Here is a 22798-nt window from a genome sequence, read left to right as displayed (position 1 = left end):
TTGATCAACGTGAGGCGCGCCGGGCCCGCCAGACCGTGATGCAGGATGGACGCAAATGAGTACCGACTACAAGATGAGCACGCGCTCGGCCGTCGAGCGGTACTCGAATGCGCTGGTAGGCCTCTCCCGCAGCATCCACGCCGAACCCGAGCAGGCGTTCGCCGAGCACCGCAGCGCGGCCAAGGTCGCCGACCTGCTCGCCGCCGAGGGCTTCGAGGTCGAACACGGCGTCGCGGACCTGGAGACGGCGTTCACCGCGACGTTCGGCTCCGGTGAGCTGGTGCTCGGCCTGTGCGCGGAGTACGACGCGCTGCCCGAGGTCGGCCACGCGTGCGGGCACAACGTCATCGCCGCCGCGTCCACCGGAGCGGCCCTCGCGCTGCGTGACCTGGCCGATGAGCTCGGCCTCACCGTCCGGGTGATCGGCACCCCGGCGGAGGAGGTCGGCGGCGGCAAGGTGCTGATGCTCGAACGCGGGGTATTCGACGACGTGGCGTTCTCGATGATGGTGCACCCGGCCCCGTACGAGGCGGTCGCCGCCCGTTCGCTGGCCATCACCGACGTCGAGGTCCACTACACCGGCAAGCCGTCCCACGCCGCCGCCGCGCCCCACCTGGGTGTGAACGCGGCGGACGCGATCACCGTCGCCCAGGTCGCCATCGGTCTGGCCCGCCAGCACCTCGAACCGGGCCAGATGGTCAGCGGCATCGTCACCCGCGGCGGCACCGTGCCCAACGTGGTGCCCGCCCACACGTCGGCGATGTTCGACCTGCGTGCCGACGACCTCGACTCCCTGCACCGGCTCGAGGAGCGGATCAACCGCTGCTTCGAGGCCGGCGCGTTGGCCACTGGCTGTACCCACGAGGTCGTGAAAGTCTCGCCGGTGTACGCCGAGCTGACCCCAGATCCCTGGCTGGCGGACGCCTACCGGCGTGCCGCGGTCGAGCTGGGAAGGCATCCCATGAGCCCCGAGGAGGAGCTCAAGGAGAAGATCGGCAGCACGGACATGGGCAACATCACCCGTGCGCTGCCGGCCATCCACCCGACCATCGCCATTGACTGCGGAGACGCGGTGAACCACCAAATCGAGTTCGCGACCGCCTGTGCGTCGGCCTCCGCCGACCGAGCAGTGCTCGACGGGGCACTTGCCCTCGCCTGGACCACAATTTCCGCTGCCACCGACGGTGCGCAGCGCTCTCGACTGCTGGCGGGTGCGGCATGACGGTCCTGGACTCGCGTCTGCCGGAGGAAGGTGCCGAGGTGCTGTTGACCGATCGTGGGGTCAGCATTGCCCCTGTGGATGATCCCGGTGAGGGGCGCGGCCCCTCGTGGCTGGACGACTGGCTGGCGGCGAACGCCTCCGAGGTCGTGGCCTGGCGCCGGCACATCCACGCGCACCCCGAGCTGTCCCGGAAGGAATTCGCCACCACCGAGCTGATCGCGGACGTGCTGCGCTCGGCGGGTCTCAAGCCGCGCATCCTGCCCGGCGGGACCGGCCTGGTCTGCGACGTCGGTTCCGGTCCCCGGTGCGTCGCGTTGCGCGCGGACATCGACGCCCTGCCGTTGCCGGAGAACACCGGCGCGCCCTACTCGTCCACTGTGGACGGTGTGGCGCACGCGTGCGGGCACGACGCGCACACCACCGTGTTGCTGGGCGCGGCACTGGCGCTGGCTTCGGCCACCGAACTGCCCGGTCGGGTGCGGCTCGTGTTCCAGCCGGCCGAGGAGGTCATGCCCGGTGGCGCGCTCGACGTGCTGGCGGCGGGCGGTCTCGACGGGGTGGAGCGCATCTTCGGGCTGCACTGCGACCCGAGGCTGGAGGTCGGCCGGATCGGCACCCGGATCGGTGCGATCACGTCGGCCAGCGACATGCTGGAACTGCGCCTGACGTCGCCCGGCGGTCACACCTCCCGGCCGCACCTGACGGCGGACCTCGTGCACGCGCTGGGCACCGTGATCACGGGGCTGCCTGGTCTGCTGTCGCGCCGCGTCGACCCCCGTTCGGGCACCGTGCTCGTGTGGGGTGCGGTGCACGCGGGCGAGGCGCCCAACGCCGTGCCGCAGGACGGTGTGCTGCGCGGGACGCTGCGCACCGGCGATCGCGACATCTGGGCCGAGCTGGAGCCGCTGATCAAGGAGCTGGTGGGTGCGCTCCTGGCGCCGACCGGCGTCGGCTTCGACCTGCACCACAGGCGCGGCGTCCCACCCGTCGTCAACGACCGCGAGAGCACCATGCTGCTGCGGGCGGGTATCGAGGCGGCGTTGGGTGAGGACGCGCTGGCGGGCACCGAGCAGTCGTCCGGTGGCGAGGACTTCGGCTGGTACCTGGAGCACGTGCCGGGCTCGTTCGCCCGCCTGGGTGTCTGGGACGGCGTCGGGAAGCAGCGCGACCTGCACCAGCCCGGGTTCGACCTGGACGAGCGGGCCCTGCTGGTCGGCGTCCGCGTCATGGTGCACGCCGCCCTGGCCGCTCTCGCCTGACCCGGCGCCACAACACCTCGAACTCGGCCGCCATGCTCCGCAGGGGTCCCCGCCAAAGGGACCCCTGCTTTTATTCTGCCGGCGGGGTCTGACATTTCTTGGCGCTGCGCACTCGTGCGGCGAGGGGTGGAGGATCAGCTCACCGGCTCGACGATCTCCGGTCGAGCCTCGGGTGCCGCGGCGCGCACCGCGTCCGCCGCCTGATCATCCGGCTCGGCCTGTGAAGCCCGCTCCGCGTCCACCCGAGCCGTGTAGACCGAGACCTCGTGCGCGATCTGGGCGTCGTCCCACCCGTGCACCCCGGCGATCAACCGGGCCACCGGCAAGGCGCACTCGACCCCCCGGTGCGGGTACTCGATCGAGATCCGGGTCCGCCGGGTCAGCACGTCCTCCAAGTGCAACGCCCCCTCGTGCGAAGCGGCGTAAACGACCTCGACCTGCAGGTAATCCGGCGCACCGGGCACCGGCTTCAGCAACTCCGGGTCCGCCGACTCCAGCACCTCGTGCACCAAAGACCCGTACCGGTCCAACAAGTGCCGCACCCGATATGGGTGCAGCCCGTACCGCGTCGCCAACTGATCAGCCTGGTTCACCAGCGCGTGATAGCCGTCCGCCCCGACCAACGGCACCTTGTCCGTGATCGACGCCTGGATCCGTCCCGGCAGGTCGACCGCCGCCGCGTCCACCGCGTCCGCGCCCATCACCCGGTAAGTCGTGTACTTCCCACCGGCGATCGCCACCAACCCCGGCGCCACCCGCGCCACCGCGTGCTCACGCGACAGCTTCGACGTGGACTCGCTCTCACCGGCCAGCAACGGCCGCAACCCGGCGTACACGCCCTCGATGTCGTCGTGCGTCAACGGCGTCGCCAACACCGAGTTGACGTGCGTCAGGATGTAGTCGATGTCCGACCGCGTCGCCGCCGGGTGCGCCAGGTCGAGGTTCCAGTCGGTGTCGGTCGTTCCCACGATCCAGTGATTTCGCCACGGGATCACGAACAGCACCGACTTCTCCGTGCGGAGGATCAACCCCGACTCGGACACGATCCGATCCCGCGGCACCACGATGTGCACGCCCTTGGACGCACGCACCCGGAACCGCCCGCGACTGCCCGACAGCCGCTGCAACTCGTCGGTCCACACCCCGGTCGCGTTGATCACCGCGTGCGCCCGCACGGACGTCTCCCGCCCGTCCTCCACGTCCCGCACCCGCACGCCGGAAACCCGGTCCGCCTCCCGCAAGAACCCCACGACCTGCGTGGACGTCCGCACGACCGCCCCGTAGTGGGCCGCGGTCCGCCCGACCATCATGGTGTGCCGGGCGTCGTCGGCCTGCGCGTCGTAGTACCGGATCCCGCCGATCAACGCGGACGGCTTCAACGCGGGCACCAACCGCAGCGCCCCGGCCCTGGTCAGGTGCTTCTGCCCCGGCACGGACCGCGCGCCGCCCATCGTGTCGTACATCAACAACCCGGCCGCCGTGTACGGCCGCTCCCACCCGCGGTGCGTCAGCGGGTACAGGAACGCCACCGGCTTGACCAGGTGCGGAGCGAGGCGGGTCAGCATGAGTTCGCGTTCCCGCAGTGCCTCCCGGACCAGGCCGAACTCCAGTTGCTCCAGGTACCGCAACCCGCCGTGGAACAGCTTGGACGACCGGCTGGACGTCCCCGAGGCCAGGTCGCGCGCCTCGACCAGCGCCACCCGCAGGCCACGGGTCGCGGCGTCCAGCGCGGACCCGACGCCGACCACCCCACCGCCGATGATCACCAGGTCGAACGTTTCCGCGCCCAGGCGTTCCCACGCCTCCGAGCGTTCGAGAGGTCCCAGCCGGCTTGCGGTGGCGGGGTGCTTGCGCGTGACCACTGACGCCTCCTGATGCTCGACTGGACTGGTCCACCAGGGTTGACTCGACCACGTTACCCGCTGGTACGCCACCTGTGGACAAGTGATCAGGCCGGAACTAGCGTCATGCCACATTGTGGGGTGGGCAGCGCCGCCGGACCCGGACCGTGCTGCCTCCTGTCAAGGTAGGAGGTCGGCAGGTGAGCAGTGGCTCGATCTTCGTTTGGGAAATGCTGGGCACCGGGATCCTGATCCTCATGGGTGCGGGCGTCGTGGCGAACGTCGTCCTGAAAGACACGCTGGGCAGCGCCGGTGGCTGGCTCCTCATCAACTTCGGCTGGGGTTTCGCGGTCTTCGCGGGCGCCAGCATCGCCGCACCGAGCGGCGCTCATATCAACCCCGCGGTCACCTTGGGCCTGGCGATCGCGGACAAGACACCCTGGAGCCAGGTCCCCGTCTACTTCGCCGGCCAGATGGTCGGCGCGTTCCTCGGCGCCGTGCTCGCCTGGCTGGCCTACAAGGCCCAGTTCGACACGCACGACAACCCGGCGGGCACGCGCGGCATCTTCTGCACCGGCCCGACCGTCCCCAGTCCCGTCTGGAACGTCGTCACCGAGGTGATCGGCACGTTCGTGCTGGTCGCGTGGATCCTCCTGAGTCCGGGCGCGCAGGAGACCGAGGGCGGCCTCCCGCAGTTGGGCAACTCCGCCCTGGGCTATGCGGCCGTCGCGTTCATCGTGATCGGCATCGGCGCCTCGCTCGGCGGCCCCACCGGGTACGCCATCAACCCCGCCCGTGACCTCGGCCCCCGCATCGCCTACGCGATCCTGCCCATCCGCGACAAGGGCAGCGCCGAGTGGGGCTACGCCTGGGTCCCGGTGGTCGGCCCGCTGATCGGTGGCGCGCTCGCCGCACTCCTGTACCTGGTTCTCCCGGTCGTCTGAAAGGACTCCATCGCATGACGCAGTACGTGGCCGCGATCGACCAGGGCACGACGTCGACCCGGTGCATGATCTTCGACCACTCGGGCCGGGTCGTCTCCGTCGACCAGAAGGAGCACGAGCAGATCTTCCCGAAGGCCGGGTGGGTCGAGCACGACGCGAACGAGATCTGGACCAACACCCGGCAGGTGGCCGCCGGCGCGTTGGCCAAGGCCGACCTGACCACCGCCGACATCGCCGCCGTCGGCATCACCAACCAGCGCGAGACCGCACTCGTCTGGGACAAGAACACCGGACAGCCCGTCTACAACGCGATCGTCTGGCAGGACACCCGCACGGACAAGATCTGCCAGGACCTGGCGGCTTTGGGCGGCGGCCAGGAGCGGTACCGGGACAAGACCGGCCTGCCGCTGGCGACGTACTTCTCCGGCCCGAAGATCCGCTGGGTCCTCGACAACGTCGAGGGCGCACGGGAGCGCGCCGAGGCCGGTGACCTGCTGTTCGGCAACATGGACACCTGGGTGCTGTGGAACATGACCGGCGGGGTGGACGGCGGCGTGCACGTCACCGACCCCACCAACGCGTCCCGCACGCTGCTGATGGACCTCGACACGTTGAACTGGGACGAGGGCATCGCGGCCGACATGGGCATCCCGCTGTCGATGCTGCCGGAGATCCGGTCGTCGTCCGAGGTCTACGGCAACGTCCGGGAACGCGGCTCGCTGGCCGGCGTGCCCATCGCGGGCATCCTCGGCGACCAGCAGGCGGCGACGTTCGGCCAGGCGTGCCTGTCGCCGGGCGAGGCCAAGAACACCTACGGCACCGGCAACTTCGTGCTGCTCAACACCGGCAACGAGAAGGTGCTGAGCGAGAACGGCCTGCTCACCACGGTCTGCTACAAGATCGGCTCGAACGCGCCGGTGTACGCGCTGGAGGGTTCGATCGCGGTGACCGGCGCGCTGGTCCAGTGGCTGCGGGACAACCTCGGCATGATCAGCACGGCCGCCGAGATCGAGGAGCACGCCCGGACGGTCGAGGACAACGGCGGCGCGTACTTCGTGCCCGCCTTCTCCGGCCTGTTCGCGCCGTACTGGCGGTCGGACGCGCGCGGCGCGATCGTCGGCCTCACCCGGTTCGTGAACAAGGGCCACCTGGCCCGCGCGGTGCTGGAGGCAACGGCGTTCCAGACGCGTGAGGTGATCGACGCGATGAACGCCGACTCGGGCGTGCCGCTGAAGTCGTTGAAGGTCGACGGCGGCATGGTCGGCAACGAGCTGCTGATGCAGTTCCAGGCGGACATCCTGGGGGTGCCGGTGATCCGTCCGGTGGTCAGCGAGACGACCGCGCTGGGCGCCGCCTACGCGGCCGGTCTGGCGGTCGGGTTCTGGGCGTCGGAGGACGACATCCGGCAGAACTGGGCCAAGGACAAGGAGTGGGACCCGGCGATGGACGACGAGGCCCGCGCGCGGACGTACGCGCAGTGGAAGAAGGCCGTGACCAGGACCTTCGACTGGGTGGAGTGACGTGGCGGGGCGCCGCCGGACACCCGGCGGCGCCCCCGGCGGATCAAGCGGTCGTCGTCAGGCGGTCGTCAGGCGGTGCCGCCTCCGCCGGTCTCCGGCGCGCCCTTGGGCTTCTTGATGGGCGGCGGGGCGGGCGTCGTCGTCGGTGGTGCGGGCGGTTCGGTGGTGGGTGGCGTCGTGGTCGGCTGGAGGATGGTGAACTCCACCTCGGCCCTGCTCTGGCCGTTGCGGCACTCCAGGCTCGCCACGTACTTGCCGGGCGTGTCGATGACGGCGCCGGCGCCGTAGATGGCCCCCGCGGTGCCGGGGGTGTCCGAGCCCCACTCGATGGGCGCGGTGAACCCGGGTGACGTCACCGGGCCGGGGCCGTCGTTGCCCAGGCAGACGAACGCGATGGCCTGGGTCTCGACCCGGCCGCCGGGCTGGACCTCCAGCGGCGCCAGGCTGAAGCTCGCCGGCTGGGGTGGCTGGGTGGCGGTTTCGGCGGCGGCCGGTGACACGGCGAGCGCCGTCAGCGTGAGAGCCGCTGCCAGCGCGGTGATTCTTCCGGTTCTCCTCATGGGTGATCCCTCTTGATCATCTTCGCGTACACGATCACGTTGTCCTCGTAGCTCCGCGCGGACCTGTCGAACACGCCCCCGCACGTGATCAGGCGCAGCACGGAATCCGGTGTGTCCCCGTAGACGGCGTCCGTGGGGAAGCGGTCCTTGGGCACCTGGTCGACCTTCTCGACGGCGAACTCGACCACCGAGCCGTCGGTTCTGGACACCTCGACCTCGTCACCCGGCACGACCTCGCGCAGCCGGTAGAAGACGCCGGGCTGCGAGTTGCCGTCGACGTGGCCGAGGATGATCGCGGGTCCGGGCTCGCCGGGCGCCCGCGCGTGGACGTACCAGCCGGCCTGCATGGGCTGCTCGACCGGCGGCACCTGGATGGTCTCGTCGGGGTTGAGGCCCAGCGGGACGAGCGACGACTTCGCGTCGATCCGCGGAATCCGCACCTCGGTCGGCTCGACCCGCGACACCGGTTGGACGTCCGCGGTGGTCGCCGTCGCCGTCGTGGTGGTCGACTCAGGCGTGTCGGCCGGTGGTGGCCCGGCTGCGGGCGCTGAGCAGCCGGTCAACACGAGCGCCAGCACGACGGCGCACACGCGTGGGTACGGCATGCGGCCAGCATCCGCCCGGCTGTGCCCAGGTGTTCGTGAACCTGTCACGACCACCTGATCGGACCAGTTGGGACCTGGTCCGGCAGGGGAGCGGCGTCGCGGAGTGCGCGGAGTCTTTGAAGTCCGCCGGAAAATCTCGCGGTGGGATGTCGAGAACCCGAGCGCGGCTCCGTCCCCGCAGTGAACACGGCCACAATGGGCCGTACCGCACCAAGGAGAACATGATGGCCAAGTACCTGCTGCTCAAGCACTACCGCGGCGCGCCGGCAGCGGTCAACGACGTGCCGATGGACCAGTGGACGCCGGAGGAGGTTACGGCCCACGTGCAGTACATGCGGGACTTCGCCGCTCGGCTCGAGGGCACCGGCGAGTTCGTCGACGGGCAGGCGCTCGCCCCGGAGGGCACGTTCGTCCGCTACGACGGCGAGGGACGGCCGCCGGTCACCGACGGTCCGTTCGCCGAGACCAAGGACCTGATCGCCGGCTGGATGGTGATCGACGTCGAGACCTACGAGCGGGCGATCGAGCTGGCCGGCGAGCTGTCCGCGGCGCCGGGTGCGGGTGGGAAGCCGATCCACGAGTGGTTGGAGGTGCGCCCGTTCTACGGCGTGCCCCCGACCATCACGGAGTGACGCACGGTGGATGAGGCTCTGCTTCGTACCCTCACCCCCACCGTGATCGGGATCCTCGTCCGCCGCGGAGCCGACTTCGCGGCGGCCGAGGATGCCGTGCAGGACGCCCTGGTCGAGGCCGTGCGCGTGTGGCCGGACGACCCGCCGCGGGACCCCAAGGGCTGGCTGGTCACCGCGGCCTGGCGGAAGTTCCTCGACGCCGCCCGCGCCGATACCTCCCGGCGGCACCGCGAGGTACGCGTCGATGACGAGCCGGTGCCCGAGCCGGGCGTGGCGGTGGACGACACGCTCCAGATGTACTTCCTGTGCGCGCACCCGTCCCTGACACCGGCCTCGGCCGTCGCGCTCACGCTGCGCGCGGTCGGCGGCCTGACCACGCGGCAGATCGCGCAGGCATACCTCGTGCCGGAGGCGACCATGGCCCAGCGGATCAGCAGGGCCAAGCGGACCGTCTCGGGCGTCCGGTTCAACCAGCCCGGTGACGTCGCCACCGTGCTGCGCGTGCTCTACCTGGTCTTCAACGAGGGCTACTCCGGCGACGTCGACCTCGCCGCCGAGGCGATCCGGCTCACTCGCCAACTGGCGGCCAAGACCAACCACGAGGAGGTCGCGGGCCTGCTCGCGCTCATGCTGCTCCACCACGCACGGCGCCCGGCACGGACCGGCCCCGACGGCAGGCTCGTGCCCCTCGCCGAGCAGGACCGCGGCCGGTGGAACACCCGCCTGATCGCCGAGGGCGTCGACGTGCTCCAGGCAGCCCTCACCCGCGACCGCCTGGGCGAGTTCCAGGCCCAGGCCGCCATCGCCGCGCTCCACGCCGACGCCCGGACGGCCGAGGAGACCGACTGGGTGCAGATCGTCGAGTGGTACGACGAACTGGTGCGCCTCACCGACAACCCGGTGGCCCGCCTCAACCGGGCCGTCGCGGTCGGCGAGGCCGACGGCCCGCGGGCCGGCCTGGCCGCCCTGGCGGGGCTCGACCCCGCCCTGCCCCGCCACGCCGCCGTCGCGGCGTACCTGCACGAGCGTGACGGTGACCCGGTGACCGCGGCACGGCTCTACGCCGAAGCCGCCCGATCGGCGCCCAGCCTCCCCGAACGCGACCACCTCACGCGCCAGGCCGCACGGCTCAACGCGCAGCTGCGCAGTTGAGCGGCGGGCGGCAGGCATTTCCCAGGTCAGCGAGGCGGTAATGGAGGTCTCACCATCACCTGATCGGGCCAACAGGGAGCTGGTCAGTCCAGGTCGTCGTGGCGCATGAGCTGGCGGCCGGCCTCGGTGATCGAGCCGGTCAGCGACGGGTAGACGGAGAACGTGGTGGCCAGGTCCTCGACCGTGAGCTGGTTCTGCACGGCCAGCGCGATCGACAGGATCAGCTCGCTGGCGTTCGGCGCGACCACGACGCCGCCGATCACCACACCGGTCGCCGGGCGGCAGAACAGCTTCACGAAACCGCGGCGCAGGCCCTCCATCTTCGCACGGGGGTTCGTGGCCAGCGGCAGCATGATCGTGCGCGCGGGCACCTCGCCCGAGTCGATCGCCTGCTGGCTGATGCCGACGCTCGCGATCTCCGGGTTGGTGAACACGTTCGCCGCGACCGTCTTGAGCTTGATCGGGCTGACGCCCTCGCCCAGCGCGTGCCACATGGCGATGCGGCCCTGCATGGCGGCCACCGACGCGAGCAGCAGCACGCCCGTGCAGTCGCCCGCCGCGTAGACGCCCGAGATGTTCGTGCGCGACACCCGGTCGACCGGGATGTACCCGCCGCGGCCCAGCTCGATGCCGATCTTGTCCAGGCCGATGTCGGCGGTGTTCGGGACCGAGCCGACCGTCATCAGGGCGTGGCTTGCTTCGATCGTGCGACCGTCTTCCAGGTGAATCAGGACGCCGTCGCCGACGTTCTCCACCCGTTCCGCGCGGGCGTGCTTGACGACCGCCGTGCCGCGTTCGGTGAACACGTCCTCCAGCACCACGGCCGCGTCGGCGTCCTCGTGCGGGAGCACCCGGTCGCGGCTGGAGACCATGGTCACCTTCACGCCGAGTTCGGTGTACGCGGAGGCGAATTCCACACCGGTGACACCCGATCCGATGACGGCCAGGTGCTCCGGCAACTCGGGGAGGTCGTAGATCTGCCGCCACGTCAGGACCCGCTTGCCGTCCGGCTCGGCGCCGGGCAACACGCGCGGGGTCGCACCCGTTGCGATGAGCACCACATCGGCCGGCAGGACTTCCTTCGTGCCGTCGTTCGCGATCGCGACGACCTCGTGCTGGGCGAGGCCGCGGGCGTTGTCGCAGAACTTCGCGACGCCGTTGATGATGCGGACGCCCTCGCGCTGCAGGCGGGCCCGGACGTCGGCGGACTGCGCGAGCGCAAGGCCCTTCACCCGTCCGTGGACGACCGGCAGCTCGACGGCCGCTTCCGCGTTGTTGGTGCGAATGCCCAGCTCACCGGCGTTGCGGAAGGCGCTGCGGCCGCCCGCGGAGGCGATGAACGTCTTCGACGGCACGCAGTCGTAGAGCACGCAGGCGCCACCGACGCCCTCGTGTTCCACGACGGTCACGTCGGCCCCGTGCTGGGCCGCGACCAGTGCCGCCTCGTAACCTGCGGGGCCACCGCCCATGATGACGATGCGGGTCACGACACGTCCTCCTCGTGGTTGTCGGCGCTGTTGACAGCCGCGCACAACCGTACGCGGTCGGGTGTCGGAGTGTGTCGTCCGGTCTTCTGGTACCTCGCGGTGATCGCGGGGTCGCTAGGCTGTCGTCGTGCCGCTCTATGCCGCGTACGGGTCCAACATGGACCCGAACCAGATGATGGAGCGAGCCCCCTACTCCCCGATGGCGGGAACCGGGTGGCTCGCCGGATGGCGTCTGACGTTCGGTGGCGAGGACCTGGGCTGGGAGGGCGCGCTCGCCACCATCGTCGAGGACCCCGACTCGCAGGTGTTCTGCGTGCTCTACGACGTGAGCCCGCGTGACGAGTCCCGCCTGGACAGGTGGGAGGGCGCCCTCGGCCTGTACAAGAAGATCCGCCTGCGCGTCCAGACCCTGGAAGGCTCCGTAACAGCCTGGCTGTACGTCCTGGACGCCTACGAAGGCGGCCTCCCCTCGGCCCGCTACATCGGCGTAGTAGCCGACGCCGCCGAAGCCGCAGGCGCCCCGGACGACTACGTAGCCGACCTACGCACCCGCCCCTGCCAAGGCATAGGCCCCTAACCCCGCGCGAGTCCTACATTCAGACCGCGTGTGTCCTACACCCAGAACGCGTGTGTCCTACGTGCAGGACCCCCGAGTGCGACACTCAGCTGGTGGAACAGCCGGGCGGGGTTGCGTAGGTCCGAGACGTCGGCCCGGAGCACCTTCCAGCCACGCCGTCGCAGGTCCTCGTCGCGGGCTTGGTCGGCCTCGACTTTGTCGAGGTGCGCCGCGTATCCGTCGTACTCCAGCGCCACGCGTGCGTCCGGCCAGGCGAAGTCCAGCCGCCAGATCTCGCGGTCGTCCAGGTCGCGGACGGAGTACTGCGGTTCGGGTAGCGGGAAGCCCGCCTCGGCGATGATCAGCAGGAGCGTGCTCTCCGCAGGGGACTCGGGCAGGCCCGTGGCGAGGTCCAGGAGGAACACGCCTTGCCGTCGGCCGCGGAAGTCACGGCGAGTGGCGATGCGCACGGCGAGGTCGGCCTTGAACTCGGCTCGCTGCTGAGGTGGAAGGGCGCCAAGCGCTTGATCCGCGCAGGCCAGGGCGGTGGAGCGGTACCGGCCTCGGCAGAGGAGATCGGCCAGCGCGTAGTCGAGCACCATGCTGCGCAGACCGTCGATCTCGACTACGTCCGCCGGGTCGTACTGGTGGTAGTGGACGGCGACGTCCGGGCGTGGTCGGAGCCTGCGGTCGTGGCCCAGGAGGATGTGCACCCGGTGGGTCTCGGCGGCCGTGCAGCCGTGCAGCCAGACCGCCGTGTGGTTGGTCAGCACCGCGTCCGGCCCGGCCATCAGCAGCGCGGCGGCGGCTCGGGTGTGCAGGCTGGTCATCCGTTCCCGCTGGATGACGACCGTGCGGCAGTAGTTGACCAGGCGGCCGTCGCGGATGGCGCGGCTCAGCGCTTGCGGGCCCAGGTGGTCGTGCAGACGCGTGCGCGGGTAAGCACCGTGAAGGCCAGGAGGCAGTTCGATCATGTAGAAACCGAGCGCCGAGACGCCGATTCCGTACCAGATTCACCCGATCGTGGAGGCCGCGGCGACGTGAGCGTTGAATTCAGGCGTCCTGAACGTAGGACACACCGATCCTGAACGTAGGACACACGCGCTCTGAACGTAGGACACACCGGTTCTGAACGTTGGACTCACGGGGTGGTGGCTAGTTCTTCCAGGTGTTGGATCAGGCGGCGGGCGTCTACGGGGGAGACGGTGCTCCAGGGTTGTTGGCCCGGGGTGGCTCGGCGGAGTTGGATGTAGCGGCCGTGCGGGTTGTCGAAGAACGACACCACGCGGTCCTGGCGGACGCGTTTGCCCCACTTGTCGCGAGTCGCGGTGCCGAACTGGCCCCGGTTGCCCGCGTCGCGGAACATGTCGGCCAACGCACGGGCGTCTTCCTGGCGGACACCCCGGGAACGGAGGGCGGTTTCCAGGTCCTCCGGGGTGTTGGCCTTGGCCGCGGCGGCGTCCAGGTCGGCGCTGGGCAGCGTGACGGAGTGGCCTGGGCCCGGTGGGAGCGGGGGCAGGACCGAGAGGGCTTCACGGGGGAGGCCTTCGCTCGACGCCGCGCGCAGGGTCAGCTGGTTGTTGTCCAGCACGGCGAGGACGCCGGACTGGCCCTTGGCCGCCGCCAGGACGCGCACACTGCGGCCCAGCCAGAGGCGGCCGTCCACCTCGTGCTGCGGGCGGTTCAGCAGGTGGAGCAGGTCCTCCAGCATCGGGTCCAGCGACACCGGGCGGCCCAGGCCCCGACTGCCCAGGTCCGCCCACGCCCGCTGTTCGAGCTCGGCACGTTCCGCGTGCGTCTTGCCGGGTGACGGCACCTTGAGCACCAGCGGCATGGTCTCCAGCCGGAGGTGCTCCCACAGCACGTCGAACTCCAGCGCCGAGATGGTCACCGGTTCGCGCAGGTCGTTGCTGCCCAAGTCCAAACCGAACGTCGTCATCAGTGGGTAGTGCTCTCCCCTATCACCGGAGGCGAGATGATCCCGCCAACGCCGTAGATGTCGTCCGTTTCCCGAAGGTAGTCGGCGGCGTCGTGCGTGGCATCTTCTTCCTCTTCCGCGCCACGAGGACCACCCAATCCGCCGAACGGGTCGAACGCGGGCTGCGCCGGAACGGGCGTGCTGCGCTTGTGCACGGTGTCGTTGCCGCCGCCCTGGCCGGCGCCGAGCATCCCGCCCGTCGACCCGCCGGGACCCGCCGCCGCCGTGTGCTGCGCGTTGGCCGCCGCGAACGCCCCGAACTCCGCCGAGCTGATCGACGTCGTGCCGCTGGGCACCGGGCCACCACCACCCGGCAGCACCGGCTGACCGGCGCTGGACAGCTGCTCGGTCGTCGTCGTGTCCGCCGAAGGCGACTTGCGCCGGTCCTTGTCCTGCTGACCACCACCGCCGATCACGCCACCCGGCCCGAACGACGTCGAACCCGGCGCCGTCGGCACGGGGGCCGTCGAAGCCCTGGTCGACCCGGCCTGGGCGGGCGCCGTGGACGTGCCCGTCGAACCACCGACGGACGGCGCCGACACGGGACGCTGGGTCGACACGGGACGCTGGGTCGACATGGAACCACGACCGCCACGGCCACCGCGCCCGCCACGACCACCACCGCCGCCACGACCACCGCGCGGACCGCCGTAACCCCAGCCGGGCCCGGACACGCCGGCCGACTCGTTGCGCGCCACCTCGGCCGCGTTGATCACCAACTGCGGCGGCTGGTGGAACTGCCCCAACGTGCTGGTGTTCGACACGGTGCTCGACGCGTACGTCGTCATGACCTCACGCGCGCGCTGCTCGGCCGCGTTCTGCGCCTTCTCCTGCTTCTCGTAGTCCGTCTGCCCGCCCACCAGGTTCGTGAGCGCGCTGACGAGCACGTTCGGCTCCTCCGCCGTCACCTTCACCGGCGGTGGCATGTCGGCGCGGGCCTTGGAGATGTAGTCGGCCTGTAATTCGGCCGAGATGCGCATCACCTCGGCGCCCGCGCGGGCGTCGTCCGCCCACGAGGCGAGTGGGTTGATGCCGACGCGGGCCTTCTCCGCCGCGGTGCCCTCCCACACGGCACCGGAGCGCAGGACGCCGCTGTGCAGCTCGGCGTTGATCTCGGTCAACGCGGCCGAGACGCCCTGCCACCGCTCCATCGAGGCGTGCGAGGCCTTCGGGCCAGGCCCGGAGTTGATCTGCTCGTACAGCTCTTCGTGGCTGTACCCGCTCCAGCGGTGTCCATCGGGCATGACATTCCCCTTGCCTGCGCCGGGTGCTCAGCGGCCGCCCTGGTGCTCCATCAACCCGGTGTTGTCTTCTTCGATGGACTGGTACTGCTGTTCGACCAGTGCGAGCGCGTCCATCGCCGACTTGAGCTGGCGCTGGTAGTTCTCCAACGCGATCAGCGCCGAGTCGCCCGATTCCAGCGACCGCTCGTTGAACTTCTCCGCCGCGTCCTGGCTCACCGGATCGCCCGCCCACGGGCGGACCCTGACCTCGGTGATGGCCAGCTCGATCTGCTTGTCCAGCTTCGTGAGCGCGCCTGCGAACGCGCTGCGGAGGCTGGGGATGGCACTGGGGTCGACGTTAAGGGTGTGCGACAGGGGCGGTGGTGAGCCCGTGTCAGCGCCCTGACCGTGGTCCTCCGACGGCATGGACTTTCCTCCCCGCCTTCCTCGTTCCTGTCGCGCTTCGGTCACTCTAACCACAGGGTCTGACAGCGGGGAGTAGATGGAGCCGTACATCCCCCGCGTGGATCAGCGCCGTTGCAGCAAACCGGCTACCGCCGCTTCTGCCGCCCGTTGCGCCCCTAGGCACAGAGTGTCTTGTTTAGCCGCCGTCTCGTTACCGCCGTCGCGGAACATCACGTCCAGGAACTGCCCGTCCGCGACGTCCACCTCCACGTTGCACACGTTGTCCATGCCCGGCGTCCGCACGGTCAGACCAGGGAAACCGGCGACCGTGGTCGGCTGGGCGTCGACCTGGGCGTTCTCGCTGAGCCACACACCGACGCCCTCGACTGTGACGAGGGCCAGCCGCACCACGTTCCCGCTGATGTTGCTGCGCATGGTGCACGCCTTCGCGTTGCCGAAGGCGGTGTCCACGTAGGCGCTCGGCGGGTTGTCCAGGCTCAACGACATCCGCTGGTCCGCGGAGAGCACCGCGCACGGGTCCAGGTCGTCCAGCCGGATGGCCTGGGGCCGGGGCGGCAGCGACAGCGTGGTGGTCGTCGTGGCGGGCAGCGGTTCGTCCACCCGGTCGGCCTTCTTCTCCGGGAAGGGCGTGCAGGCGGCCAACACCAACGCGCACAGCGTGGCGGTGATCACGTGGGCGGCCCTCATGGACACCTACCGTAGCCGGGTCCACACGCCAAGTGGACCCTCGGCTGTGAAGCCGCACTTCTCAGCGACCCGTCTCGCGGGGCCGTCCGGGGGTCTGGCGGTGATGAGCGGGAGGTCGAGGAAACCGAACCCGAACCGCAGCACGGTCGCCGTCGCGTGCGTCGCGATGCCCTTGCCGCGCAGGTCGGGGGTGGTCCAGCAGGTGAGCTCGCCGGTGCCGGTCAGGGCGACTTCGCCGACGGCCGTTCCGGTGAGCTGGTCGCACACGGCCCAGGAGCAGGCTTCTTCGGTGCGCCACTGATTCGCCCGATCGGTGATGTGCGCACCGGCCGCGGCGAGATCGGGGAACAGACCGCCGGCCACCAACGCCACGCGGTCGTCGATGCGGTCGTCGGCGCGGAGTTGACGCAGGTAGAACTCACCCGCGTTGATCTCGACCGCCTCCATCTTGGATGGTCCTCCCTCCGCTCGGACGGCTCGGTCGCCACGGAAGTCGCGACCTCGCGGTGGCGGGGAGACTAGTCCGTGACGAACCCGTCGTAGCGAGCGGCCAGGGCTTCGAGCAGGCCTCGGTGGGCGGAGGCGGGCTGGTCGTCCGGGCCGGTGATCAACTCGACGACCCAGTCGGCGTCCTCGGCGTCGTCCTCACCGGCCAAGAGGTCCTTGTGCACCGCGCACGGCGACCAACCGGCCGCCGTCAGCTCCCGCGCGGCTTCCTCGGCGTCGTCACGCTCGTGCAGCACCAGCAACAACGAGCCGGAAGGCCCGGTCGAACCGGTGCCGACACCGTCGTCCAGCAGACCCCGCGACGACAGCGCCCGCTCCAACGCGGGGAAGTCCGGCGTGTGCACGGAGTCGATGCCGACGGTCCGCGCGGCCTTCGCGTTCTCCGCGTTGTCGTCGCAGAACAACGTCCCGGAAGGGGAGTGTTGGAGCACGCGCAGCGCGCGCCGGAACGCCTCGGGCGACGGCTTGGCCACACCGAGCCTGGCGGACGACACGACCGCGTCCACCTCGCGGTCCAGCCCCAACGCCGCCAGGTCGCGCGGCAACCGGTCGGTCGCGTTCGACAGCAACGCCACCCGGCACCGCTTGCGCACCCGTCGCACCAATTCCACCGACTCGGGGATCACTTCACCCGTCCGGGTCCACGCGGCCACCGCGCCGACCACACGTTCGGGTGAAATCCCCTCGGCGACCAACTGCTCCGCCACCGCCGCACGCCACTCCTCGTCGGTGGCCCGACCGGCGATCGCGGGACCGGCCAGCGAGAACGACACCCGCGCCAACGTGCCGCGCGGCAGCCCGAACGCGTCCTCGATCGGCCCGTCCGGTGGGAACCGCCGCAGCACGCCGTCCAGGTCGAGCAGCAGCAGCGACGGCGCGCTCACCGCCTGCCCATCCGGCCGACGAGCAGCATCGCGACGGGGATCAGCAGGAACACCAGCGGTGTCTTCGCCACGAAGAACAACACCACGCACGCCAACGCGACCGCCGACACGATGGCGCTGTTGACGCGCGGGTCGAGCTCGAAGGTGCGCCGGACGGACACGTCCGGCGACACCACCGGCTCGACCAGGCTGAACGTCGGCCGCGGCGCGGGCAGGTCGCTGAACAACGCGTACAGGTCACCGCGGGTCTTCGCGGTGGCGACGCGGGCCGAGCGCTCGCCGAACTCGTCCACGGTCAACCGCCCCTCGCCGAGGTGCGTGCCGAGCAGTTCGAGCGCTTGTTCGCGCTCCGCGTCGCCGATCCGGATGTCCCGCTCGCTCACACGGGTGAGCCTATTCCTTGATCTCGCAGAGAACCGTGCCCTGGGTGACCGTCGCGCCCGCCTCGGCGGCCAGACCGGTGACCACCCCCGACTTGTGCGCGATCACCGGGTTCTCCATCTTCATGGCCTCCAGCACGACGATAAGCTCGCCCGCCTCGACCTGCTGGCCGTCCTCGACGGCCACCTTCACGATCGTGCCCTGCATGGGCGCGGCCACCGCGTCACCCGACACGGCCGCACCGCTCTTGCCGCCGCCGCGCTTGCGCGGCTTGGCCTTCGCGCCCGACTTGGCCGCGCCGCCGCCACCGATGGCCAGGTCACCGGGCAGCGAGACCTCCAGCCGCCGTCCGCCGACCTCGACCACCAGGGTCTGGCGCGGCTCGTCCTCCTCGGCCTCCGCGCCGTCGGTGAACGGCTCGATGGTGTTGTCGAACTCGGTCTCGATCCACCGGGTGTGCACGGTGAAGCCGTCCTCGCCGACGAACGCCGGGTCGCGCACGATCGCGCGGTGGAACGGCAGCACGGTGGCCATGCCCTCGACGACCATCTCGTCCAGCGCGCGGCGTGCCCGCTCCAGGGCCTGCGTGCGGTCCTCGCCGGTGACGATCAGCTTGGCCAGCAGCGAGTCGAACTGGCCGCCGATGACCGTGCCGCTCTCCACGCCCGCGTCGACGCGGACACCGGGGCCGGACGGCGCGGTGAACGTGGTGACCGTGCCGGGGGCGGGCAGGAAGTTGCGGCCCGCGTCCTCGCCGTTGATGCGGAACTCGATCGAGTGACCGCGCGGGGTCGGGTCCTCGGTGAACCGCAGCTTCTCGCCGGCCGCGATGCGGAACTGCTCGCGCACCAGGTCGACGCCCGCGGTCTCCTCGCTGACCGGGTGCTCCACCTGGAGACGGGTGTTGACCTCGAGGAACGAGATCGTGCCGTCCACCGCGACCAGGTACTCGACCGTGCCCGCGCCGTGGTAGCCGGCTTCCTTGCAGATGGCGCGCGCGGAGGTGTGGATCGCCGCGCGCTGCTCGTCGGTGAGGAACGGCGCGGGCGCCTCCTCGACCAGCTTCTGGTGGCGGCGCTGCAACGAGCAGTCGCGCGTGCCGACGACGACCACGTTGCCGTGCTGGTCGGCCAGGACCTGCGCCTCGACGTGCCGCGGCTTGTCCAGGTACCGCTCGACGAAGCACTCGCCGCGACCGAACGCGGTGACCGCCTCGCGCACCGCGCTGTCGAACAGCTCGGGGATCTCCTCCATCGTGCGGGCGACCTTCAGGCCGCGCCCGCCGCCGCCGAACGCCGCCTTGATCGCGACCGGGAGGCCGTGCTCCTCGGCGAACGCGATCACCTCGTCCGGTCCGTCGACCGGGTCCTTGGTGCCGGGGACCAGCGGCGCGCCGGCGCGCATCGCGATGTGCCGCGCGGTCACCTTGTCGCCGAGGTCGCGGATGGCCTGCGGGGTCGGGCCGATCCAGGTCAGGTCCGCGTCCATCACGGCCTGCGCGAAGTCGGCGTTCTCGGAGAGGAAGCCGTAACCGGGGTGCACCGCGTCCGCGCCGGCGCGCTTGGCGACGTCGAGCAGCTTGTCGACGGACAGGTAACTCTCTCCGGGCGTGCTGCCGCCCAGGGCGAACGCCTCGTCCGCCAGCCGGACGAACGGGGCGTCCCGGTCCGGGTCGGCGTACACGGCGACGCTGGCCAGACCGGCGTCCCGGCAGGCGCGGATGACCCGGACGGCGATCTCACCGCGGTTGGCGACGAGGACCTTGCGCAGCGACACGACGTCCTACCTCCTGGCAACGCTGGTTGGAGCGGCAACGGTCGGGGAGTTTAGTGACCCGCCAGTACTCGGTAACCGAGAGACAGCTCACGCTTGGGTGGAACAATCGGCAATCGTGACACGCCCGCCTATAGCCGCGCTCGTGACTGCTTGCGCGGCCGTTCTGACGACGATCGCGGGCCTGGTCATCGCCTGGTCACTTCGGCCTCCCGTGTTGCCCGACGCCGGTGCTGCCGCGCCTCAGGACGAATTGAGGTGCGGGACGACGGCGTGCCGTTCGGTGGTGAAGCGGGAGGTCGGTGTCGATTCAGTGGAATTGGTGGTCGGTGAGGGCGCGGGCCGGATCCGGACCAGCGGTGCTTCGGGGCCGAACATCTTCGAGATGACCATCGCGTCGTCGGGCGCGGCCATCACCGACGAGTCGCTGCAGTGCGTCGACGCCGAGGTGGCGGTGTGCCTGGTGCGGGGCGAGGTCGGCGGCGAGGTGCTGGGTGAGGTGCTGGTGCGCAGGTCAGGGGCCTGGACGCGGGCGCAGGTGCCGTACGTGTCGAGCGGGTCGTACTTGGCGCTGCTCGACGTGAACAGCGACACGGTCGCGGACGTGGTGGCCGTGCAGCGGGCGTGCCCGGCGGGGGTGGACTGCTCGCGGTGGTTCGCCCAGGTGTTCTCGCTGGCAGGAGGCGGTGGCGAGCTGGGCTGCACGCCCGTGTTCCCCACGCCGGAGTCCCTGCCCGGCTGGCCACAGGTGGCACCGGCCCCGTCCAGCCTCCGCCAGTGCGGCGCCTGACCGCCCGGCCCGGCGCGTTCTGAACGTTGAATTCACCCCCCGAACGTAGGACTCTCGCGCCCCGAACGTAGGACTCTCGCGCCCCGAACGTAGGACTCTCGCGAGAGTCCTACGTTCGGGTTGGGTGTGTCCTACGTTCGGGGGGTGGGTTAGGCGGGGGTGGGAGTGGGGGTGCGGGGGGTCGTCAGGAGCGGGGGCTCGCTGGGGGCGTTCAGGATCTCGTCGTCCAGGAGGCCTTCGCTGCGGGCGACCAGGACCGGGACGGTGATCTGGCCGGTCACGTTGGTGGCGGTGCGGACCATGTCCAGGATCGGGTCGATCGCGTAGACGACGGCGACACCGGTGGCGATGACCTCCGGCGGCATGTTCACCGCGCCGAGGGTCAGCGTCAGCATGGTGAACCAGCCGGTGGTGCCGGCGGTGGCGAGGGCTCCGAACACCGCTACCGCGACGATCGCCACGTACTGCCACACGCCCAGCTGCACGCCGAACAGGTTCGCGATGAACACCGTGGCGATGGCCGGGTACACGGCGGCGCAGCCGTCCATCTTCGTGGTCGTGCCCAGCGGCACGGCGAACGACGCGTAGTCGTTGTCCACGCCGAGGTTGGCGGCGGTCTGCCGGCTCAACGGCAGCGTGGCACCCGACGACCGCGACACGAACGCGAACTGGATCGCGGTCCACGCCTTGCTGAAGAACGTCACCGGCGACACCCGGCCGACGAACCGCAGCAGCAGCGGGTACACCACGAACAGCACCAGCAGCGACCCGCCGTACACGGCCGCGATCAGCGAGAACAGCGGCCGGACGAACGAGTTGCCGTACGTCGCGAACGCGGTGCCGATCAGGCCGAACACGCCGATCGGGGCGAGCAGCACGATCCAGCCGACGATCTTCTGGATCAGGTCGAACGCCGACCGGGTCAGCGTGACGAACGGCGTGGCCTTCTCGCCGAGCGCGTACGCGGCGAAGCCGACCAGCACCGAGATGAACACGACCTGGAGCACCTCACCCTCGGTGAAGGCGCTGAACAGGTTCGACGGGATCAGCGTCTCCAGCAGCGTGCTCCACGAGCCCTGGTCACGGCTGGCGAGCCGTTCCACGGCCGCCTGCGACGGCTCGACCTGCACGCCGGTGCCCGGCTTGAAGATCAACCCGATCGCGAGGCCGATGAGCACGGCGATCAGCGACGTGGTGGCGAACCACAGCAGCGTCTTGCCGCCCAGCCGCGCCGCACGCGAGTTGCCCAGCCTGCTGAGGCTGGTGATGCCCACGACGATCGCGGTGAACACCAGGGGGATGACGGTGAACTGCAACAAGCTGGTGAAGACGTCACCGATGTAACCGAGGGTGGTGGTGAGCCACGCCTGGTCGGTGGTCTTCGCGACGTAGCCCGCGAGCGCTCCCAGCACGAGCGCGGCGAGCACGGTGATGCCGAAGACCTTGGGCTTTGTGTAACTGCGGACGAACGACACGACTGCTCCGGGTGGATGCGCAGGGGTGGACGGGACGGCGTCAGCCGCGACAACCCGTGTTCGTCCTGCGCCCGTAGTCGATGTGACGGCGGCGCGTCAGCAATTCACCCACGGCTCCCCCAACACGAAACTCCTTCGAGGAGCTTCCCGGATCAGGGGAAATGTGACAACGGCTACCAGAGGTCGGACACCGCGACGTCGACTTGACGCAGCAGCTTGCGGGTGAGCGGCAGGCTGATCCCGATCACGCTCGACGGATCGCCGTCGATGCCGTCCACGAACCAGCCGCCCTGCCCGTCAAGCGTGAACGCGCCCGCGACGTGCAGCGGCTCGCCCGTCGCCAGGTACGCCTCCAACTCCTCGTCGGTCGGGCGGCCGAACCGGACCAGCGTCGCCTCGTGCCCGGCGGCCCTGGCCACGACCTTCCCGCCGTGCATCCGCAGCACCGCGTGCCCGGTCAGCAGGGTGCCGGTGGTGCCCGCCATCTTCTTCCAGCGCTCGCGCGCGACCTCGACCGTGCCCGGCTTGCCGTGCACCTCGCCGTCCGCGGTGAGCAGCATCGAGTCGCAGCCGACGATCACGGCGTCGTCGTCCTCGTCGTTCGCGATCTCGTCGTTCGCGATCGCCTCGGCCTTCGCCGTCGCCAGCGCCGTGACCAGCTCTTCCGGTGCGGGGTCGGTGAGGGAGGCGGCCAACGCGTCCTCGTCGACGCCGGACACGCGGACGACGGGCTCGACCCCGGCGGCGCGGAGGACGGCCAGGCGGGCAGGTGACTGGGAAGCGAGAACGAAGCGCACGGCGTGCAGCCTAGGGCGCGTCCGGGGCACGTCCGAACGGACGCGGTCGGTGAGGGGGAGATGCGCGGTCCCGAACCCGAAATGCCTGCGAAAGGGACT

23 protein-coding genes are annotated in these 22798 nt (G+C 70.5%); 8 read left to right on the top strand and 15 right to left on the bottom strand.

Going from position 1 to position 22798, the window contains the following annotated elements:
* Positions 1-55 precede the first annotated feature (55 nt).
* A complete protein-coding gene (locus FM051_RS17740; RefSeq protein ID WP_158844385.1) occupies positions 56-1222 on the top strand; it encodes a M20 family metallopeptidase in 1167 nt (388 codons plus the stop codon).
* Entirely contained in the window at positions 1219-2481 is a 1263-nt protein-coding gene (locus FM051_RS17735) for an amidohydrolase (protein WP_158844383.1), read from the top strand. Before FM051_RS17740 ends, FM051_RS17735 begins: the two co-directional genes overlap by 4 nt.
* A gap of 134 nt (positions 2482-2615) precedes the next feature.
* Here FM051_RS17735 and FM051_RS17730 read toward each other — a convergent pair whose 3' ends face one another.
* The gene (locus tag FM051_RS17730; RefSeq protein WP_158844381.1) at positions 2616-4343 is read right to left on the bottom strand and encodes a glycerol-3-phosphate dehydrogenase/oxidase; all 1728 of its coding nucleotides are present in this window, start codon (positions 4341-4343) and stop codon (positions 2616-2618) included.
* A gap of 179 nt (positions 4344-4522) precedes the next feature.
* Between FM051_RS17730 and FM051_RS17725 the strand changes: the two genes are divergently transcribed.
* A complete protein-coding gene (locus FM051_RS17725) occupies positions 4523-5266 on the top strand; it encodes an MIP/aquaporin family protein (protein ID WP_158844379.1) in 744 nt (247 codons plus the stop codon).
* 14 nt (positions 5267-5280) lie between these two features.
* Positions 5281-6786 carry a glycerol kinase GlpK gene (gene glpK, locus FM051_RS17720; RefSeq protein WP_158844377.1) on the top strand — a complete coding sequence of 502 codons (1506 nt, stop codon included), beginning with the start codon at positions 5281-5283 and terminating at the stop codon, positions 6784-6786.
* 68 nt (positions 6787-6854) lie between these two features.
* Here the strand turns inward: glpK and FM051_RS17715 are convergent, their stop codons facing one another.
* Both FM051_RS17715 and FM051_RS17710 read right to left on the bottom strand, forming a co-directional pair.
* Positions 6855-7346 (bottom strand): hypothetical protein, encoded by a 492-nt coding sequence (locus FM051_RS17715; RefSeq protein ID WP_158844375.1) that lies wholly within the window; start codon positions 7344-7346, stop codon positions 6855-6857.
* On the bottom strand, positions 7343-7951 hold the full coding sequence (locus FM051_RS17710; RefSeq protein WP_158844373.1) for a class F sortase: 609 nt from the start codon (positions 7949-7951) through the stop codon (positions 7343-7345). Before FM051_RS17710 ends, FM051_RS17715 begins: the two co-directional genes overlap by 4 nt.
* Positions 7952-8175: 224 nt before the next feature.
* Here FM051_RS17710 and FM051_RS17705 point away from each other — a divergent pair, with 224 nt between their 5' ends.
* Together FM051_RS17705 and FM051_RS17700 are read left to right on the top strand one after the other, a co-directional pair.
* A complete protein-coding gene (locus tag FM051_RS17705; protein ID WP_158844371.1) occupies positions 8176-8583 on the top strand; it encodes a YciI family protein in 408 nt (135 codons plus the stop codon).
* A 6-nt stretch (positions 8584-8589) separates the two neighbouring features.
* The gene (locus tag FM051_RS17700; RefSeq protein ID WP_158844369.1) at positions 8590-9735 is read left to right on the top strand and encodes an RNA polymerase sigma factor; all 1146 of its coding nucleotides are present in this window, start codon (positions 8590-8592) and stop codon (positions 9733-9735) included.
* Between the two features lie 83 nt (positions 9736-9818).
* Here the strand turns inward: FM051_RS17700 and FM051_RS17695 are convergent, their stop codons facing one another.
* Positions 9819-11222 (bottom strand): NAD(P)H-quinone dehydrogenase, encoded by a 1404-nt coding sequence (locus FM051_RS17695; RefSeq protein ID WP_158844367.1) that lies wholly within the window; start codon positions 11220-11222, stop codon positions 9819-9821.
* Positions 11223-11349: 127 nt separating this feature from the next.
* Between FM051_RS17695 and FM051_RS17690 the strand changes: the two genes are divergently transcribed.
* The gene (locus FM051_RS17690) at positions 11350-11799 is read left to right on the top strand and encodes a gamma-glutamylcyclotransferase family protein (protein WP_033429064.1); all 450 of its coding nucleotides are present in this window, start codon (positions 11350-11352) and stop codon (positions 11797-11799) included.
* Positions 11800-11834: 35 nt separating this feature from the next.
* Here the strand turns inward: FM051_RS17690 and FM051_RS17685 are convergent, their stop codons facing one another.
* The 9 genes from FM051_RS17685 to FM051_RS17645 form a co-directional block, all read right to left on the bottom strand.
* Complete coding sequence (locus FM051_RS17685; protein ID WP_158844365.1) at positions 11835-12752, bottom strand: DUF559 domain-containing protein; 918 nt, start codon at positions 12750-12752, stop codon at positions 11835-11837.
* Positions 12753-12919: 167 nt separating this feature from the next.
* Positions 12920-13717, bottom strand: coding sequence for an ESX secretion-associated protein EspG (locus FM051_RS17680; protein WP_158844363.1), 798 nt, complete (start codon positions 13715-13717; stop codon positions 12920-12922).
* Complete coding sequence (locus tag FM051_RS17675) at positions 13717-15000, bottom strand: PPE domain-containing protein (protein ID WP_158844361.1); 1284 nt, start codon at positions 14998-15000, stop codon at positions 13717-13719. The genes FM051_RS17680 and FM051_RS17675 overlap by 1 nt, the downstream gene beginning before the upstream one ends.
* Positions 15001-15027: 27 nt before the next feature.
* Complete coding sequence (locus tag FM051_RS17670) at positions 15028-15405, bottom strand: transcriptional regulator (RefSeq protein WP_158844359.1); 378 nt, start codon at positions 15403-15405, stop codon at positions 15028-15030.
* A 102-nt stretch (positions 15406-15507) separates the two neighbouring features.
* Complete coding sequence (locus tag FM051_RS17665; RefSeq protein WP_158844357.1) at positions 15508-16092, bottom strand: DUF3558 domain-containing protein; 585 nt, start codon at positions 16090-16092, stop codon at positions 15508-15510.
* 6 nt (positions 16093-16098) lie between these two features.
* Positions 16099-16539 (bottom strand): GNAT family N-acetyltransferase, encoded by a 441-nt coding sequence (locus FM051_RS17660; protein ID WP_158844355.1) that lies wholly within the window; start codon positions 16537-16539, stop codon positions 16099-16101.
* Positions 16540-16610: 71 nt separating this feature from the next.
* Positions 16611-17483 (bottom strand): HAD family hydrolase, encoded by an 873-nt coding sequence (locus FM051_RS51815; RefSeq protein ID WP_158844353.1) that lies wholly within the window; start codon positions 17481-17483, stop codon positions 16611-16613.
* Positions 17480-17866 carry a DUF1707 SHOCT-like domain-containing protein gene (locus tag FM051_RS17650; protein ID WP_158844351.1) on the bottom strand — a complete coding sequence of 129 codons (387 nt, stop codon included), beginning with the start codon at positions 17864-17866 and terminating at the stop codon, positions 17480-17482. The genes FM051_RS51815 and FM051_RS17650 overlap by 4 nt, the downstream gene beginning before the upstream one ends.
* 10 nt (positions 17867-17876) lie before the next feature.
* Positions 17877-19640 (bottom strand): acetyl/propionyl/methylcrotonyl-CoA carboxylase subunit alpha, encoded by a 1764-nt coding sequence (locus tag FM051_RS17645; RefSeq protein WP_158844349.1) that lies wholly within the window; start codon positions 19638-19640, stop codon positions 17877-17879.
* Between the two features lie 283 nt (positions 19641-19923).
* On the opposite strand from FM051_RS17645, the gene FM051_RS17640 reads away from it, so the two are divergent.
* The gene (locus tag FM051_RS17640; protein ID WP_158844347.1) at positions 19924-20427 is read left to right on the top strand and encodes a hypothetical protein; all 504 of its coding nucleotides are present in this window, start codon (positions 19924-19926) and stop codon (positions 20425-20427) included.
* Positions 20428-20576: 149 nt separating this feature from the next.
* Here FM051_RS17640 and FM051_RS17635 read toward each other — a convergent pair whose 3' ends face one another.
* A complete protein-coding gene (locus FM051_RS17635; RefSeq protein ID WP_158844345.1) occupies positions 20577-21902 on the bottom strand; it encodes a dicarboxylate/amino acid:cation symporter in 1326 nt (441 codons plus the stop codon).
* A 173-nt stretch (positions 21903-22075) separates the two neighbouring features.
* Complete coding sequence (locus FM051_RS17630) at positions 22076-22699, bottom strand: Maf family protein (RefSeq protein WP_158844343.1); 624 nt, start codon at positions 22697-22699, stop codon at positions 22076-22078.
* Positions 22700-22798 lie beyond the last annotated feature (99 nt).

The organism is Saccharothrix deserti, assembly GCF_009769385.1.
GTDB lineage: Bacteria > Actinomycetota > Actinomycetes > Mycobacteriales > Pseudonocardiaceae > Actinosynnema > Actinosynnema deserti.
The sequence above is the reverse complement of the archived record's forward strand: the minus strand, read 5'-3'. Positions and strand labels throughout refer to the sequence as shown.